This is a genomic window from Fontivita pretiosa, assembly GCF_050410795.1.
Lineage (GTDB): Bacteria > Planctomycetota > Phycisphaerae > Tepidisphaerales > Tepidisphaeraceae > Fontivita > Fontivita pretiosa.
In genome coordinates this window covers 3134569-3149701 of record NZ_CP191258.1, presented here as the reverse complement: position 1 = coordinate 3149701, position 15133 = coordinate 3134569, and the positions used below count along the sequence as shown (strand labels likewise).

14 protein-coding genes are annotated in these 15133 nt (G+C 64.2%); 5 read left to right on the top strand and 9 right to left on the bottom strand.

Going from position 1 to position 15133, the window contains the following annotated elements; translation table 11 throughout:
* Positions 1 to 75: 75 nt before the first annotated feature.
* On the bottom strand, positions 76 to 1098 hold the full coding sequence (locus ACQS5P_RS12715; protein WP_428936988.1) for a hypothetical protein: 1023 nt from the start codon (positions 1096 to 1098) through the stop codon (positions 76 to 78).
* 108 nt (positions 1099 to 1206) lie between these two features.
* Positions 1207 to 1686, bottom strand: a complete 480-nt coding sequence (locus tag ACQS5P_RS12710) for an acetolactate synthase (protein ID WP_428936987.1) — start codon at positions 1684 to 1686, stop codon at positions 1207 to 1209.
* Positions 1687 to 1798: 112 nt separating this feature from the next.
* Here ACQS5P_RS12710 and ACQS5P_RS12705 point away from each other — a divergent pair, with 112 nt between their 5' ends.
* On the top strand, positions 1799 to 3193 hold the full coding sequence (locus ACQS5P_RS12705) for an RtcB family protein (protein WP_428936986.1): 1395 nt from the start codon (positions 1799 to 1801) through the stop codon (positions 3191 to 3193).
* Positions 3194 to 3285: 92 nt separating this feature from the next.
* On the opposite strand, the gene ACQS5P_RS12700 is transcribed toward ACQS5P_RS12705, so the two are convergent.
* Positions 3286 to 3849 (bottom strand): DUF1802 family protein, encoded by a 564-nt coding sequence (locus ACQS5P_RS12700; protein ID WP_428936985.1) that lies wholly within the window; start codon positions 3847 to 3849, stop codon positions 3286 to 3288.
* Positions 3850 to 3961: 112 nt separating this feature from the next.
* Between ACQS5P_RS12700 and ACQS5P_RS12695 the strand changes: the two genes are divergently transcribed.
* Positions 3962 to 6466: a hypothetical protein gene (locus ACQS5P_RS12695; protein WP_428936984.1), complete on the top strand. Its 2505-nt coding sequence runs from the start codon at positions 3962 to 3964 to the stop codon at positions 6464 to 6466.
* Here ACQS5P_RS12695 and obgE read toward each other — a convergent pair.
* From obgE to ACQS5P_RS12665, 6 genes are all read right to left on the bottom strand, one after another.
* The gene (gene obgE / locus ACQS5P_RS12690; protein WP_428936983.1) at positions 6371 to 7474 is read right to left on the bottom strand and encodes a GTPase ObgE; all 1104 of its coding nucleotides are present in this window, start codon (positions 7472 to 7474) and stop codon (positions 6371 to 6373) included. The two genes, ACQS5P_RS12695 and obgE, sit on opposite strands and share 96 nt — an antisense overlap.
* A gap of 146 nt (positions 7475 to 7620) precedes the next feature.
* Positions 7621 to 9255 carry a chaperonin GroEL gene (gene groL / locus ACQS5P_RS12685; RefSeq protein WP_428936982.1) on the bottom strand — a complete coding sequence of 545 codons (1635 nt, stop codon included), beginning with the start codon at positions 9253 to 9255 and terminating at the stop codon, positions 7621 to 7623.
* A 105-nt stretch (positions 9256 to 9360) separates the two neighbouring features.
* Positions 9361 to 9651 (bottom strand): co-chaperone GroES, encoded by a 291-nt coding sequence (groES, locus tag ACQS5P_RS12680; protein ID WP_428936981.1) that lies wholly within the window; start codon positions 9649 to 9651, stop codon positions 9361 to 9363.
* Between the two features lie 68 nt (positions 9652 to 9719).
* Positions 9720 to 10145, bottom strand: a complete 426-nt coding sequence (locus tag ACQS5P_RS12675) for a response regulator (RefSeq protein WP_428936980.1) — start codon at positions 10143 to 10145, stop codon at positions 9720 to 9722.
* Between the two features lie 306 nt (positions 10146 to 10451).
* On the bottom strand, positions 10452 to 11105 hold the full coding sequence (locus ACQS5P_RS12670) for a ThuA domain-containing protein (protein ID WP_428941022.1): 654 nt from the start codon (positions 11103 to 11105) through the stop codon (positions 10452 to 10454).
* A gap of 113 nt (positions 11106 to 11218) precedes the next feature.
* Entirely contained in the window at positions 11219 to 11533 is a 315-nt protein-coding gene (locus ACQS5P_RS12665; protein WP_428936979.1) for a PepSY domain-containing protein, read from the bottom strand.
* Between the two features lie 242 nt (positions 11534 to 11775).
* Between ACQS5P_RS12665 and ACQS5P_RS12660 the strand changes: the two genes are divergently transcribed.
* The 3 genes from ACQS5P_RS12660 to ACQS5P_RS12650 all read left to right on the top strand — a co-directional run bounded on the left by ACQS5P_RS12660 (position 11776) and on the right by ACQS5P_RS12650 (position 15069).
* Positions 11776 to 12162, top strand: a complete 387-nt coding sequence (locus ACQS5P_RS12660) for a SnoaL-like domain-containing protein (protein ID WP_428936978.1) — start codon at positions 11776 to 11778, stop codon at positions 12160 to 12162.
* A 97-nt stretch (positions 12163 to 12259) separates the two neighbouring features.
* Positions 12260 to 14452 (top strand): right-handed parallel beta-helix repeat-containing protein, encoded by a 2193-nt coding sequence (locus ACQS5P_RS12655; RefSeq protein WP_428936977.1) that lies wholly within the window; start codon positions 12260 to 12262, stop codon positions 14450 to 14452.
* A gap of 161 nt (positions 14453 to 14613) precedes the next feature.
* Entirely contained in the window at positions 14614 to 15069 is a 456-nt protein-coding gene (locus ACQS5P_RS12650) for an Hsp20/alpha crystallin family protein (protein WP_428936976.1), read from the top strand.
* The last annotated feature ends 64 nt before the right edge of the window (positions 15070 to 15133 follow it).

Sequence of the window (15133 nt, the reverse complement as noted above, 5' to 3'; positions counted from 1 at the left end):
AGCAGAATCAGACAAGCCCAGCCCGCGGCCAGTGGTCGCGGGTTGTCTTTTTTTTCAACAATCGGTGCGACCGGTCTACGCCACGACAGGACGGCGGATGTTGGGCGCGTGGATCCAGACGCTGGGTCGTGATGGACGGCGGGTACGCGCCGCCTCAAGCAGATCCAGCACATGGCGCGGATCGCGCGAAAGCTGCATGCTGAACACGGCACAGCGTTGCGCCAGCCGCGCGGGCATCAACCCCGGGCGGCGCTGCGGGTGCAGCTCGACGATCGGCCAGGCGCGACGCACCGCCGACAACGCGTTGGGCGGGCTGATCGGCTCCAGGTGCGGCAGCGGCCGGCGCCCGGGACAGATCAGGATCACTGCATCGCACAAGGCTTGCGGACAGCCGCAGCCGCAAAATTCGGCGGTCAGATCGACGCGATGGCCCGCCGCCGGCTGCCAGACCCACGGCGCCGTCGGCCCCCGCCTCAGCAGGCGATGAACGTATCCGGGCATGGCCAGCATCTGGGTTCGACCCTCCTGCTCGCGCAGCGCCGTCCAGTTCTGCCCGACGATGCGGTAGCCGGCGCGGACCAGCGCCGTCACCTCCGGCTCGATGCTGAACGTGCTGATCAGCAACGCGCCCCACCCGTCGCGCACCACGGCTGCCGACGGAACCAGCCACAGCCCGCGCGGACGCAAGAGCTGCGCAATCGGCCACATCACCGCCCGTTCGACCGCCGTCGCGGCATCGATCGCCGGCTCGCAAACGATCCAACCGCGGAACTGACCCTTGAGAATATTGATCTGACACAATCCCCAGTGATCGTCGATAAGCCAGAAGCGTTCGGCCTCCTCGTACAGCTCGCTGGTGGCCTCCGCGTCGCAGGCGACTCGCGTGGCGGTGGGCGAAAGGTGACGCAGGACCTGATCCTGGCGATAGGGACCGACAACGCCGGCGACGGGCCTGGCGGTGGCTGGGCGCTGCGCGCGGTCTTCGAACTGCCCCAAGGCCTGTTGCAGCGGATCCAGCAGCGCCGGCAGGGAACAGACCAGCTCGACGCCGTGGCCATGAATCAGGTAGCGCAGGCGGGTTGCGGGCAGATCGTGCACGCCTTTCTCCTGCCGCGGCGCAAGTACGAACCAGGCCGCCAATCGGCAGAAGTACTATCGGGAAAGCACGCGATGATGCTGCAATGCGTCTGCTGCGCAGCAGCCAGCTCAGACCTTCAGGTCGCTCTCCCCAATCAGAATGAAACCCTTGCGGATCAGAATCTGCGCCGCCAGCGTGGGGTCGTCCACATAAAGCGCCAAAGCCGGCCCGCGCGGACGCGCCAGAAGCGGATAGGCGTAATGGATGTTGATCTCGGCCGATAAAAGCGCCGTGCAGATGCTGGCCAGCGGTTTGTTGCTGCCCTTGGGCAGTTCGACGGCCAGCACGTCGGTCTCGCTGAAGCTGAAGCCCGCGCGCTTCAGGGCCTCGCGCCCGTCGTCAGGGTTGGAACAAACGACGCGGACCAGTGCGGCGTCAGCGGACTCCTCGATCGCCAGGGCGTTGATCACGCCGACGTGTTCTTCCAGCAGGCGCACCAGAGCATTGAGCCGCCCGACGCGGTTTTCCAGAAAGATCGTGAACTGCGGGACGCGAGTGCGCTCAAAGCCTGCGCCCTCTTCGGTTTGGGGCGGAAGAACTTCTTCCATTTCACTGACTTTAGCGAAATGATGCAGTTATTCCCATTAAAAAACACCACGCCCGACAAACCGGACGCTGCTTCAATCCCGTCACGTCGCGTATTATAGGACGGAGCGGCCTATGACCGGCAAGGATCTGATCAAGCTGGGCTTGAAGCCGGGTCCGGCAATCGGTGTGGCGCTGCGACTGATCCCGCGCGCCAAGCAGGAACTGGGCAGCGAAAAGGCGGTCAAGCGCGAGCTGAAGAAAGTGCTGGATGATCCGCAAGGCAATGCCTCGCATCCATACTTTGGGGAGCTGGCGCGGGTGCTTGCCGAGCAGCAGAACCAGCCAACCTTCACCGAGCGGCAGCAGCCGGCGCCTTATCAGGTCTGGGGCCAGAATCCCGACCCCGATGCCCTGGCTCAGATGGACGCCGCCATGCGACTGCCCGTCTCCGTCCGCGGGGCGCTGATGCCCGATGCGCACGTCGGCTATGGATTGCCCATCGGAGGCGTGCTGGCAACTGAAAATGCCATCATCCCCTACGCAGTCGGCGTGGATATCGCCTGTCGGATGAAGCTGTCGGTCTTCGATATTCCCGCGGATCAGATTCAGCGGCTCAACGACACGCTGGTGCGCGCCCTTCAGCGCGAAACCCGCTTCGGCGTCGGCGCCGAGTTTTCCAAACCCCTGGAACACGAAGTCCTGGACGAAGACTGGTCCGTCAGCCCGGTCACCAAACAGGTCTTCCCCAAGGCCCGGGCACAGCTCGGAACCAGCGGATCGGGCAATCACTTCGTCGAGTTCGGAATCCTCACGCTGGACAAGCCCGAACTGGGACTTGAGCCCGGACAATACCTGGCGCTTCTGTCCCACAGCGGCAGCCGCGGCGCAGGCGCCGAGGTCGCCAGGTATTACTCCCAACTGGCGATGCAACTGCATCCTGAGCTGCCGCAGAAACTGCGTCACCTGGCGTGGCTGGATCTGGACAGCGAGCCTGGCCAGGAATACTTCGCCGCAATGAACCTGATGGGCAAGTACGCCTCGGCGAATCACGCGCTGATCCACCAGCGGATCGCGCGGGCGATCGGCGCGCAGGTGATCGCGGGAGTGGAGAACCATCACAACTTCGCCTGGAAGGAAGTGCACGATGGACGGGAGCTGATCGTGCATCGCAAGGGGGCCACGCCCGCGGCGCCGGGTGTGCTCGGCGTGATCCCCGGCTCGATGGCCTCGCCGGCATTCATCGTACGCGGCAAGGGCAATCCCCAATCGCTGAACAGCGCCGCGCACGGCGCCGGACGGCAAATGAGCCGCGCCGCCGCCAGGGAAACCTTCCGCTGGAGCGATGTCAGGCCGGTGCTTGAGCGGGCGGGCGTGCAGCTTCTGTCGGCCGGACTCGACGAAGTGCCCTTCGTCTATAAGGACATCCATGAGGTGATGGCGGCGCAGTCGGATCTGGTGGAAGTTGTAGGGCGATTCGACCCCCGGATCGTGAAAATGGCCCCGCCGGGCGAAAAACCGGAGGACTGAAACCGCCCTGCGAAAGCAGCCGCGGGTGTTGTCGGCAACACTGCGACGCCGCATGGTCCGCACACTGGCATCACTTCAAACCGCCGGCGCGATCATTTGAGCATCTCGAGCACGCTGCGCCGTCGCCGCGCGTATTGCTCATCCGTGAGGATCGCTTCGGCCTCGCCTACGTCGATCGCCTGCTCCAGCGGAACCCAGCTCTTGCAACCGGCGTAGGCGGGTGTGTTTTGCACCGTCGTCGGCGCCGGCAGGCGATAGACGCGCACCAGCAGCAGGTACAGCGGATTCTTCGGACGGTAGTTGAAGCGCATGTCGATCAGCGGCGGCGTCCAGATGTGCTCGGCATCCAGCGCGTCCATCTGTGCGCGGGTCTTCAACTGCACAATGTCGCTCACCTCCCCCGCCAGCGCCAGCGTGATCGTCGATGGTTCCTCGTTGCGCGACTCGAACCATGCATGAGCCTCGGGCTTGAGCATCCCCAGACTCTGGTGCAGGTAGGTGGGAAACAGCAGGAACTGCGAATGTTCGAGCTGAAATCCGCCGATCGATTCGGAGATTCCGCCCTTACGCAGCAGGATGATCTGCCGTCCGGTTTCCAGCGCGCGGCAGACGGCGTGCCACTCTTTCAGCGCCACGTTGATCGATTCGGGCAACATCCACACACCTTGATCTCAGATTTCAATTGACTGGCCAGCGACCGATGGTACGTCGCCGGAACCAGGCCAAGCAAGGCGCCACCGCGCCGCGGGCGGTTAAAATGCCCGCCCTGTGGATGATTCGCTGCGAACGAAGGTCTGTGAGGAGCCGACGGCGACGCGCTGCGGCCGGACGGGCGCGGGCAGCCGGTGCCGCACGCCGTTGCGCTTCGCCCTGATCGCGCCGGTCTACTTCCTGGCGGTGACGGCGCTGCGCTTCGGGGACCTGCTGACCAGCGCGCGCTCGGTGATCTCGTCGGCGGGGATGGACCTGGACGTGATGTTCTACCCCTTGCGGCGCTTTGTCGCCCAGCAATTGCGCGACGGGCACCTGCCAGTGTGGAATCCGTTCAGCTTTGGCGGGGTGCCGGCACTGGGCAACCTCCAGTATGCAGTGCTCTATCCTCCCAACTGGCTGCTGGCCGCGCCGCTTTCGCCGAATCGGGCGATGAACCTGATCATCGCCATGCACGTGATGATGTCGGGTCTGGTGGCGGCGATGTGGTGCCGTCGCCGCGGTGCAGGCAGTATCGCGGCGCTGATGGGCGGCACGCTGTTCATGTTCTGCGGGCCGATGTCCATGCACATCTATGCCGGCCACCTGCCGCATCTTTGCTGTGCCGCGTGGATGCCGCTTGTCCTGCTGTGCATCGACGGAGTGCTGGATCGTCTGGGCGGCGGCTGGCGCGGGATACTGCCCTGGTGTCTGCTGGGGGCGGTCGCGGTGGCGATGCAGATCCTGGCCGGGCATCCGCAAATCGCGTACATCACCGCCATCGGCGTGCTGGTCTACAGCGCGATACCCGCCGGACGATACCTCGCGTCGCGGCGCAGGTCCGAAGCCGCGAAGCTGGCCGCAGCGCTCGCGGCGATGTACGCCCTGGGCGCAGCGATCTCCGCCGCGCAGCTCCTGCCCGCCATCGACGTCGCACGCGAGCTCACCCGCGCCGGCGGAACCGACTTCGACTTCGCTTCCTCCTACTCGCTGCCTCCGGAAAACCTGCTGAGCCTCTTCCTGCCACACCTGTTCGGCAATGACTTCGATTCGCCCTATCTGGGCCGGTGGCTGATGTGGGAAACCTCGCTGTTCGTGGGCGCGACGGCCACGATCCTGACCGTCATCGGCCTCGCGCGCACGCTGGGTTCGGCGCGGCAACCAGTCCGCGGCGAACGATTCTGGCGTGATCTGTCACTGGTGGCGCTGCTGCTGGCGGGGCTGATCCTGGCGCTGGGCAAGTACACCCCGCTGTATCGCCTGCTGCTGGCGGTGGTGCCGGGGCTGGACTACTTCCGTGTACCGGCGAGATTCGGACTGCTCACGACACTGGCGACGACGACCCTGGCCGCCAGCGCTTTCGATCAGCTCCTTCAACACCACGCGCATCTGCGCCCGTGGAGACTGGGGCGATGGGCATGCCTGGCGGCGGCGCTGGCGGCAACGATGCTGGCGGCGGCGCTGATCACCGGCCACTCGGCAAACACCGGCTCGCAGGGCGCCTGGGCAGGCGTGATCCGCCGGCTGGCCGACACGGGTGAAACCTGGCCCTTCACGCGCCAGCCGCCCGATCCCCAAACCATCCAACGCAGCGCCGACTTCGCCGTCTCCCAACTGCGATCCGCGTCACTGGCCCTGGCACAAATCGCCCTGGTGATGGCTGTGGCGATCCGTCATCGCGGCTGGCTGCTGCTGCTGCCGGCCCTGGCCGTGGCGCAGGTCTGGTCAGGCACTGACCGAGCATGGCAGGAACGGTTCGTCCCGCGCGACAAGCCCCCGCCGCACTGGCAGGCTGCGCTGTCCCGACTCGCCCCGGACCAACGCGCCCTCATCGGCGAATATGTGTGGCTGAACTTCCCGGCACAGGCCGGAATCCTCAGTGCTGGCGGATACGATACCTCCGTCCCGCGGCGCTGGGGAAACCTGCTGGGCTGGCTGATCGGCGGTGAAAAAGATCGACTGGAAGGCGTGTTCGTGACCCGGCACATTCGCCGCTCGCGGCTGTGGGCAATGCTTCGCGTGCGACAGACCCTACCCCACAGCCAGCAGCCGCTTTCCGATGCTAACCCGATGCCCCAGTTCAATCTGATCCGCAACGTGCGCGTGGTCGGCGGCCCGACCGAGTCGCTCCAGGCCGTGCTCGATCCGGACTTTGATCCGCTCACGACGGTGATCCTCGAACAGCCGCCCGACCCGCACCCGCCGGGTGATGTACCCGCGGGCGAATCCATCGCGGCCCGGGCTTCGCCGGACAGGCTGCATGTGGTCGGACAAGACCCGTCTCGGATCGAGCTGACGGTTGAGTTGTCTGGTGCGGCGATCCTGCTGATCACCGACGCCTACAGCTCCGGCTGGCGGGTCCGCGCGACTCGCGAAGGTGTTCCGCCGCCGCAGCCGGCTTATCACCTGCTGCCGGCCAACCACGCGCTGCGCGCCGTGCCGCTGTCGGCGGGGAAACATCATCTGCTAATCGAGTATCGTCCGATCTCAATTGCGCTGGGGCTGACGCTCAGTGGCGGCGCGATCCTGCTGCTCGGCGCCGCCGCTCTCATCGCCGCCGCGCCCCGCCTGATCCGCCGATGATGTCTGCGATGATTCCGGCGGTTCGTGCAGCATCCGCCACAACTCTTCCAGCAGATTGTCCACGCCCTGTCGGGTGGCCGCTGAAATCGTCATGATCTCCACATCCGGCAGATCGTTCTGAAGCTTGGTGATCGCGGTATCATCCGTGGCCAGATCGATCTTGTTAGCCACGACCAGCTCACGCTTGCGGGCAAGTTCCGGACTGAAGGCTTCCAGCTCGCGGCGGATCTTGCGGTAGTTTTCCGCCGGATCCGAGCCATCCATCGGATACAGATCGATCAGATGCACGATGATCTTGGTGCGTTCGATGTGACGGAGGAACGCATGTCCCAGGCCGGCACCGTGGCGCGCGCCTTCGATCAATCCGGGAATGTCGGCGATCACGATCCGCCGGTCGCCGCTGAGCTCGGCGATGCCAAGCTGCGGCTGGAGGGTGGTGAACGGATAGTCGGCGATTTTGGGTCTGGCGGCGGAGACGACGCTCAGCAGGGTGCTTTTGCCGGCGTTGGGCATGCCCACCAGACCCACGTCGGCGATGAGCTTGAGCACCAGTCGCAGGTTTCGCTCCTGCCCCGGCTCGCCCGGCTCGGCATACCGGGGCGCCTGGTTGGTGGGGGACTTGAAATGCCAGTTGCCACGCCCCCCCCTGCCGCCCCGCGCCACCACCGCGCGCTTGCCCGGCGCGTCCAGGTCCGCCAGCAGGATCCCCTGATCCAGGTCATAGATCAGCGTCCCCGGGGGCACGGGGATGATCAGGTCTTCCCCGGCCTTGCCCGCCATCTTCTTGCCCATGCCCGCCTGCCCGCGCTGCGCCTTCCAGTGATGTCGTCCGGCAAAGTCCATCAGGGTGTTTTTGTTGGGATCGGCCACGAAGATGACCGACCCGCCGTCGCCCCCGTCTCCGCCATCGGGTCCGCCCTTGGGCACGTACTTTTCCCGCCGGAACGAGACGCACCCGTCCCCGCCGTCCCCGGCCTTGACGTGGATCACTGCTTCATCGACGAACATCGCGTGCAATGATAAGCGACAGCGTACACGGCGTCACTCGGCAGGGAACGTCATGGGCGCGCAGAACAAAGCCCCGGGAATGCTTTCCTAGGGGGAATGCTTTCCCAGGGCTTATTGAAGAAGTATCGAGTTCCGGTTGCGCCGGATCAATACATCCCGCCGCCGGGCGCGCCGGCAGGCTCGGGCTTTTCTTCCTTGATCTCGCTGACCACCGCTTCGGTGGTGAGCAGCAGAGACGCGATCGACGCGGCGTTCTGAAGCGCGATCCGCTCGACCTTGGTCGGAACAATCACGCCCATCTTCACCAGATCGCCGTACTCGTGCGTCAAGGCGTTGTACCCGAAATTGAGCTCCTTGGATTCCTTGACCTTCTGCGCGACGATCGAGCCGTCCACGCCAGCGTTCTCGGCAATCTGCTTGATCGGCGCCTCGATGGCCCGACGGACGATGTCGATGCCGATCTGCTGATCGTCGTTGACGGCCTTCTTGCGCACGCCGTCGAGCACCTTCTGCGCCGCGCGGATGACCGCCACGCCCCCGCCGGGCAGAATGCCTTCCTCGATGGCGGCGCGGCAGGCGTGAAGCGCGTCCTCGACTCTGGCCTTCTTCTCCTTCATCGCCACTTCGGTCGCCGCGCCCACCTTGATCACCGCCACGCCGCCTGAAAGCTTGGCCAGCCGCTCCTGGAGCTTTTCACGGTCGTAGTCGCTGGTGGTGATGTCGATCTCGCGCTTGATGGCTTCGATGCGACCCTTGATCGCCTTCTCGTCGCCGGCGCCTTCGATGATCGTGGTGTTGTCCTTGTCGATCTTGATCTTCTTGGCGCGGCCAAGCTGGTTCAGCTCGACGTTTTCGAGCTTGATGCCCAGTTCCTCGAACAGCGCCGTGCCGCCGGTAAGGATCGCAATGTCCTCGAGCATGGCCTTGCGGCGATCGCCAAAGCCGGGCGCCTTGACGGCGGCGACCTTGAGCGTGCCGCGCAGCTTGTTGACCACCAGCGTGGCCAACGCCTCGCCTTCGACGTCCTCGGCGATAATCAGCAGCGGCTTGCCGGCTTCGGCAACCCTGGTCAGGATCGGCACCAGGTCGCGGGCGGAACTGATCTTCTTTTCATGGATGAGGATGTACGCGTCCTCCAGCACCGCTTCCATCGTCTGCAAATCGGTGACGAAGTGCGGGCTGAGGTACCCCTTGTCGAACTGCATCCCTTCGACCAGCTCGATCGTGGTCTCCAGGCTCTTGCCCTCCTCGACGGTGATCACCCCGTCCTTGCCGACTTTCTCCATCGCGTCGGCGATCATCTTGCCGATCTGCTCATCCTGATTGGCCGAGCTGGCGCCGACCTGGGCGATCTCCCTGGAGCTTTCGACCTTTTTGCTCATGCGGTTCAGCTCCTCGACGATCGCCTCAACGGCCATTTGAATGCCGCGCTGGATCTGATTGGCGTTGGCGCCGCTGCCGACGTTCTTCAGCCCTTCGGAGTAAATCGCCTCGGCGTAGATCGTGGCGGTGGTCGTGCCGTCGCCGGCGACTTTGGACGTCTTCTCGGCGACCTCCTTGACCATTTGCGCCCCCATGTTTTCGTAGGAATCTTCCAGTTCGATCTCTTTGGCGACGGTCACGCCGTCCTTGGTCACCGTCGGCGAGCCGAACGACTTTTCCAGCACCACGTTCCGCCCGCTCGGACCAAGTGTCACCTTCACAGCCTTGGCCAGCTTGCGGACCCCGCGAAGGATGGCCTCGCGAGCTTCCTGGTCAAAGGCGATTCGTTTAGCAGCCATTGGGATTCTCCTGATTCACGTTTGGAACTGCACCACCAGGTCAACTCACCACGCGGTTGATTCAACTGTCCGAGGCTTGTTCGGGCCCTGGTGGATCGTTTGCCGTTACTCCACCACCGCCAGCACGTCGTCTTCGCTCATGATCATCAGCTCTTCGCCGTCGAGTTTGATTTCCGTGCCGGCGTAGCTGGCGAAGATCACCTCATCACCCTTTTTCACTGACAGGGGGGCGCGTTCGCCGTTTTCCAGCCGCTTGCCCTCGCCCACCGCCAGCACCTTGCCGCGTTTGGGCTTCTCCTTGGCGGTGTCGGGCAACACGATGCCGCTTTTGGTCTTGGATTCAGCTTCCACTCGCTTGACCAGAATCTTGTCGCCGAGAGGACGAAGCTTGGCCATGATACTGTTACTCCTTTCAGGGGCTTTGATTCGAGTTCTGAACGACTCGTTACCTGTGTTTTCGTCGGTCAAGAGTACGAGGGCCAGCGGCCTTCGTAATGTCGGCGCAGTACGCGCGCCAGGGTGTCCAGCAGCACGTTGAAGTCCACGGGCTTGGACAGCACGCTGAACACGTGCATGCCCAGCGCCTCGTGCAGCAGGTGCGTGGTGAGCTGCGGCGCCAGCAGGATGGCCGGCGGCGCGTGCCGCATCTCGCGCATCAGCCGCACCACCTGCATCCCGCCCAGGCCGTGCAGGTTGTAGTCCAGCACCGCCACGTGGATCGGGCGGGTCTGGATCAGGTTCAGCGCCTCGCGCCCGCTGCGCGCCGAGACCGTCTGCACTCCCTGGGGTTCCAGGAGCTGACGGACCGTCTGATGCCAGTCTTCCTGTTCGTTGGCCAGCAGAACGGTCAGCCGATTGGCCGGGTTGGTTGTCGTCGTCGTGGCAGACATACACCACCGCCGCCAGACCAAGCGGCACCACCGCCAGCACCATAACAATCATCGTGCCCGTGACGCGGCGACGGATCCAGCAAGCGGCTGCGTCAGCAAATAGTTATTCATCAGTAAGTTACAACCACTTCCCCCCATGGACCCTCCCCCTGCCGCCGCGGGCGACACTGCCAAACCTTGATCCGCGGCATCCGCCCGCTGCCAGTCTGGCAGGACGCCGCTGAGGCCGGGCAGCCGAACACATCCCGCCACCAGCCGCAAGCGGCTTGCGCAGGTTATCACCCTCGAGCGGCTCGCCTGCCACGACTAGCGGGCGGCCCACAGAAAACCACGCCGCATGATCGTCAGATTCGGCTCGGATTCCACGATGTCCGCATGGTGACCCAGCGAGTCATAGAAGACTCGACCCTTGCCGTACAGCTTCGTCCAGACCACGGGCATGTCCACAGGGCCGTTGGCGGCGTGCGGACCGTCGGCCACCGGGAAACGCGTCGTAGCCAGCACCTTCACCGCCGGATCCACGTGCATGTAATACTGCTCGCTGCACACCTCGAAATCTCTGATGCCCTGGGTGATGGGGCTGGGGGTCGGACCGATCTTCACCGTGTAGCGCGTGCCGTCGTTGCCCGGATGCGCCACCCACTGCCCGCCGGTCATGAACTGCCACTCCGTGTTCTCGCGAAAGGCATCGCACATCCCGCCGTGACAGCCGGCAATCCCCACGCCGCTCTTGACCGCCTCGAACACCGGCCGCGCCTGTTCGTTGCTGATCTTGCCCATCGTCCACACCGGCACGATGAGGCTCAGACCCATGAGCTTTTCGGCATCCAGAAACGCATCCAGTGTATCGCGGACTTCGACCTGGAAGTTTTCTTCCGTCAACACGCGCCGAAAAATCTGGGCCACCTGCTCGGGTTGATGCCCATCCCATCCGCCCCAGACGATCAACGCTTTGCGCAACACAACAGTCTCCTTGAAATCCTGACAAGGCGACAAGGCGCATGGGCGACACAAGCAGGCACCCACCCGATGTGCACACTCATCGCCTTTTCACTTTGTCGGCGCGTGATCCGCTAATGCTCCGGCAGCACTTCGCCGGCGGCGTCGATTTCCACCTCGCCGCGGGTGCCATCCTTCGCGGCAAACTCGATCTCATAGTGGATGGTGCCGTCGGCGTAGGTCTCCTTCTCTGCCTTCTTGATCGTCGCGCCGGGGTATGCCTTGTCAAACGCCGCCCGGACATTGGCCGGCAACGCCGAGACTTCGATCCGTTCTTCTTTGGTTCCCTCGTCGTTCTTGTCGTGTCGGTCCTTGTCGAACATCTCGCAGCCGCCCAGCGTCAGCGCTGCGGCCAGCAACACCGCCCCAAACCGCTTGATTTGGTTCATCGCTCGTCTCCTTCCCCCCAAAGCCGTTGAATCTTCGTCGAGCAGGCTCCCATCATCCTCACCCGCGGCCTCTCGTGCAACCGCCGAATCGTCGCAGCGAGTTTGTTCACCGCTGAACAATCAAATTTGCGCAGATTCCGAATGACCCCGGACCGCACGCGGACTACAGTCCTTCACGTCGCGCGACCATTGGGTTCTCAAACAGCTTCCTACACCCCCGACCACAGGAAGGATGGTCCACCATGAGCAGCGCCTCAGACACTTTCGAGATCGGCAGACAACTGGTCGAGCTGTGCAACCAGGGCAGAAACCTGGAGGCGATCGAGCAGCTTTATGCGCCCACGATCGTCAGCATCGAAACCCACGGCTCGCCTGAGATGCCCGCACGCATGCAGGGCATCGACGCCATTCGCCAAAAGAACCAGTGGTGGTTCCAGAACCACACGATCCACAGCGGACAGGTGCAGGGCCCCTGGCCCCACGGCGAGCGGTTCATCGTCACGATGAAATACGAGATCACCCCCAAGGCCGGACCCATGGCCGGACAGCGCATGACCGTCGAGGAGGCCGGGCTTTATACCGTCCGCGACGGGAAGATCGTGCAGGAGGAGTTTTTCTATCACATGTGACGGTGCGCAGGTATACTCGGTTTCTCGAACGAGGGACTGAGAAGTGGGCAGCGTACCGTTGCGGCGTGGGCGGTGTGCGCCGCTGTCTGCCGGCGCGATGTGGGCGATCATCGCGATGCTTGCGGCCAGCGCGCTCACCGGCCCCGCCGACGCACAGCCCGCCAGCCCAACCACCACCGGCATGGCTCCCGGCACCAGCGCGCCAAACGTGCAGGTCTTTTACGTCTCTACACGAGGCCGAGACAACTGGAGCGGGCGACTGCCCGAACCCAACGCCGACGGCAGCGACGGCCCGCTGGCCAGCCTCGATCGCGCACGCAGGCTCATCCGCGAGCTGAAACACTCCGCGCAGCTCGCCGGACCCGTCAGCGTCTATCTTCGTGGCGGCAGCTACCCGATCGCCTCCCCGGTCGTGTTCACCCCGGAAGATTCCTGCCCGGTGACGTACGCCGCCTTCCCGGGCGAGCAGCCCATCCTCACTGGTGGGCAACGCGCCGTGGGGCCCTGGAAAATCACCCGGGTAAATGATCGCGAGGTCTGGACCAGCACCGTCCCGCGCGTGGCCAGCGGCAGTTTCTACTTTCGCAGCCTCTATGTCGATGGCCAGCGCCGCCCGCGCGCCCGCTGGCCCAAGCCCGGTCCCAACGAGGCTCCCAACTGGCTGTGGATCGAGGATGTTCCCGGCGCCACCCTTCAGGATGATCACTTTCGCGGCAGCTTCGGCTTCGTCGCCGCGCCCGGCGATGTCCGGGCGTTCAGGAACCTGGCCGACGTCGAAGCCGTCATCATGCACTACTGGATCGAAGAGCGGATGCCCCTGGCCAGCTTCGATCCGCAGACCCGGCTGGTCCGCTCGCCGCTCCAGAGCGTGTTCGTGCTGCGCGACGAGTCGGGCGTGAAATGGGCCCGCTACTACCTGGACAACGTCCTGGAGCATCTGGCTGAGCCGGGCGAGTGGTACCTGGATCGCTCCGATGGCACGCTGTACTACATTCCCCTGCCCGGCGAATCGCCGGACAATACCCAGGTTGTCATCCCGCAGCTTACGCAGTTGATCCAGTTCGAAGGCGCGCCCGATGAGGGGCGATTCGTGGAGTTCATCCGCCTTGTCGGCATCACGTTTCAGCACACTGACTGGGACCGCCGAACCGATGCCGCCGTTCCCGGCGCGCCGCCCGAGCAGCAAAAGCCCAAGGCCGCCGCCGGACAGGCCGCCTACAACATCCCCGCAGTCATCCAGCTTCGCGGCGCGCGAAACTGCGGCATCGAAGACTGCACCATCCGCAACATCGGCTGGTACGGAATCGAGCTGCTGGAGGGCTGCTCGGCCAATCGCATCATCGGCAACGAGATCGCCGACGCCGGCGCCGGCGGAATCAAACTTTCCGGCGCAGACGCCGACGCTCCTGCTCATCGCCGGACGTTCAACAACCTGATCACCGACAACCACATTCACCATTACGGTCGGGTCTTTCACAGCGCCTGCGGAATCCTGGCGCGGCACACGTTCGGCAACACGCTGGCCCACAACCACATTCACGACGGCTACTACACCGGCATCAGCGTCGGATGGGTCTGGGGCTTCGCCGCCAGCATCTCGCGAGACAACCTCATCGAAAACAATCACATCCACGACCTGGGCAAGGGCTGGCTGAGCGACATGGGCGGAATCTACACCCTGGGCGTGCAGCCGGGCACACGCATCGTCGGCAATCTGGTTCACGATGTGCGGGCATACCACTATGGCGGCTGGGGCATCTACACCGACGAGGGAAGCTCTCACATCGTCATTGAAGACAACATCGCCCACAGCGTCTCCCACAGCCCCTTTCATCAGCACTACGGGCGGGAGAACATTGTGCGCAACAACATCTTCGCGTTCGGCCAGCAGGCTGTGGTGGCGATCACACGACCGGTCGATCGCCCAGGCCTGACCCTTCAGCGGAACCTGCTGATCACACGCCAGCAGCCGATCTATCACCTGGGGTACGGGATCGATCCGGCCGGGGGACATCTGCTGGCGGATTTGAACCTCTGCTTCAGCGTCGGCGGCTCGCCGCTGTTGTTCCAGCTTGCCGCCGATCCGCAGCCCAAAGCCCTGGAGCTGTGGCAGGCATGCGGGCAGGATCGTCATTCGCTGCTGGGGGTGAATCCGCGATTGCGCGATGCGGAGCGGTTTGACTTTGCCGTCAGCGACGACTCGCCCGCCGGGCAGATCGGTTTTCGCGGCATCGACCCCGGGCAGGTGGGTCCCCGCCCGCGTCCCGGGCGGGCCGCGCCTCGACCCTGACGCGCCGCAGATACTGCCCCGCGGGCCGGCGTCGGGGCTTTTGCCCTACCGCAGGAGGCGATTCTGTGTTAAACGGAATATCATCATGCGCGTGCAGGCGCAAGGGTTTGTGCATGGCGTCTGGCGTGCGTTTAAGTTGTCTTTCGCCGGGAGGTCCTCCCATGCCCGTGAGTACAGCCACAGATCCGCAGTCGTTTGGCATTCTGATGCGGCAAATGACGGTCATGATCGAACAGATGCACAAGGGGTATTTCAAGTTCGCTCCGGGGGATACATGGGTCCCCAGTGTCAATCTGTACGAGACCGAAACTGCATACGTGCTGTGCGTGGATCTGGCGGGCGTGGATAAGGACAAGATCGACGTCACCATCGACCACAACGTGCTGCGCCTGCGCGGACATCGTCCAATGCCCGGTGAATACAACGACCCGGCAGCCGCCAGCGCACAGCCTGAAGCCGAGCTCGATCCGCAACGAAGGTGGGTGCGGCTGCATCTGATGGAAATCGATCACGGGCAATTCTCGCGGGAGGTTCAACTGCCCGTGGATATCTCTCAGGACAAGATCACCGCCACCTATCGCAACGGATTGCTGTGGATTCATCTGCCTAAAAAGTGAAGGAGAAGCCGGCGGCAGGCGGCCGGCAGCAGGCAGCGAGGATCATGCGCTGCTCGCGGTCGCC

Coding starts and splice junctions, on each gene's coding strand:
- ACQS5P_RS12675 (WP_428936980.1), bottom strand. CDS start 10,145: ATGTCTGCCACGACGACGACAACCAACCCGGCCAATCGGCTGACCGTT.
- ACQS5P_RS12655 (WP_428936977.1), top strand. CDS start 12,260: ATGTGGGCGATCATCGCGATGCTTGCGGCCAGCGCGCTCACCGGCCCC.
- ACQS5P_RS12650 (WP_428936976.1), top strand. CDS start 14,614: ATGCCCGTGAGTACAGCCACAGATCCGCAGTCGTTTGGCATTCTGATG.
- ACQS5P_RS12705 (WP_428936986.1), top strand. CDS start 1,799: ATGACCGGCAAGGATCTGATCAAGCTGGGCTTGAAGCCGGGTCCGGCA.
- obgE (WP_428936983.1), bottom strand. CDS start 7,474: ATGTTCGTCGATGAAGCAGTGATCCACGTCAAGGCCGGGGACGGCGGG.
- groL (WP_428936982.1), bottom strand. CDS start 9,255: ATGGCTGCTAAACGAATCGCCTTTGACCAGGAAGCTCGCGAGGCCATC.
- groES (WP_428936981.1), bottom strand. CDS start 9,651: ATGGCCAAGCTTCGTCCTCTCGGCGACAAGATTCTGGTCAAGCGAGTG.
- ACQS5P_RS12665 (WP_428936979.1), bottom strand. CDS start 11,533: ATGAACCAAATCAAGCGGTTTGGGGCGGTGTTGCTGGCCGCAGCGCTG.
- ACQS5P_RS12700 (WP_428936985.1), bottom strand. CDS start 3,849: ATGTTGCCCGAATCGATCAACGTGGCGCTGAAAGAGTGGCACGCCGTC.
- ACQS5P_RS12710 (WP_428936987.1), bottom strand. CDS start 1,686: ATGGAAGAAGTTCTTCCGCCCCAAACCGAAGAGGGCGCAGGCTTTGAG.
- ACQS5P_RS12660 (WP_428936978.1), top strand. CDS start 11,776: ATGAGCAGCGCCTCAGACACTTTCGAGATCGGCAGACAACTGGTCGAG.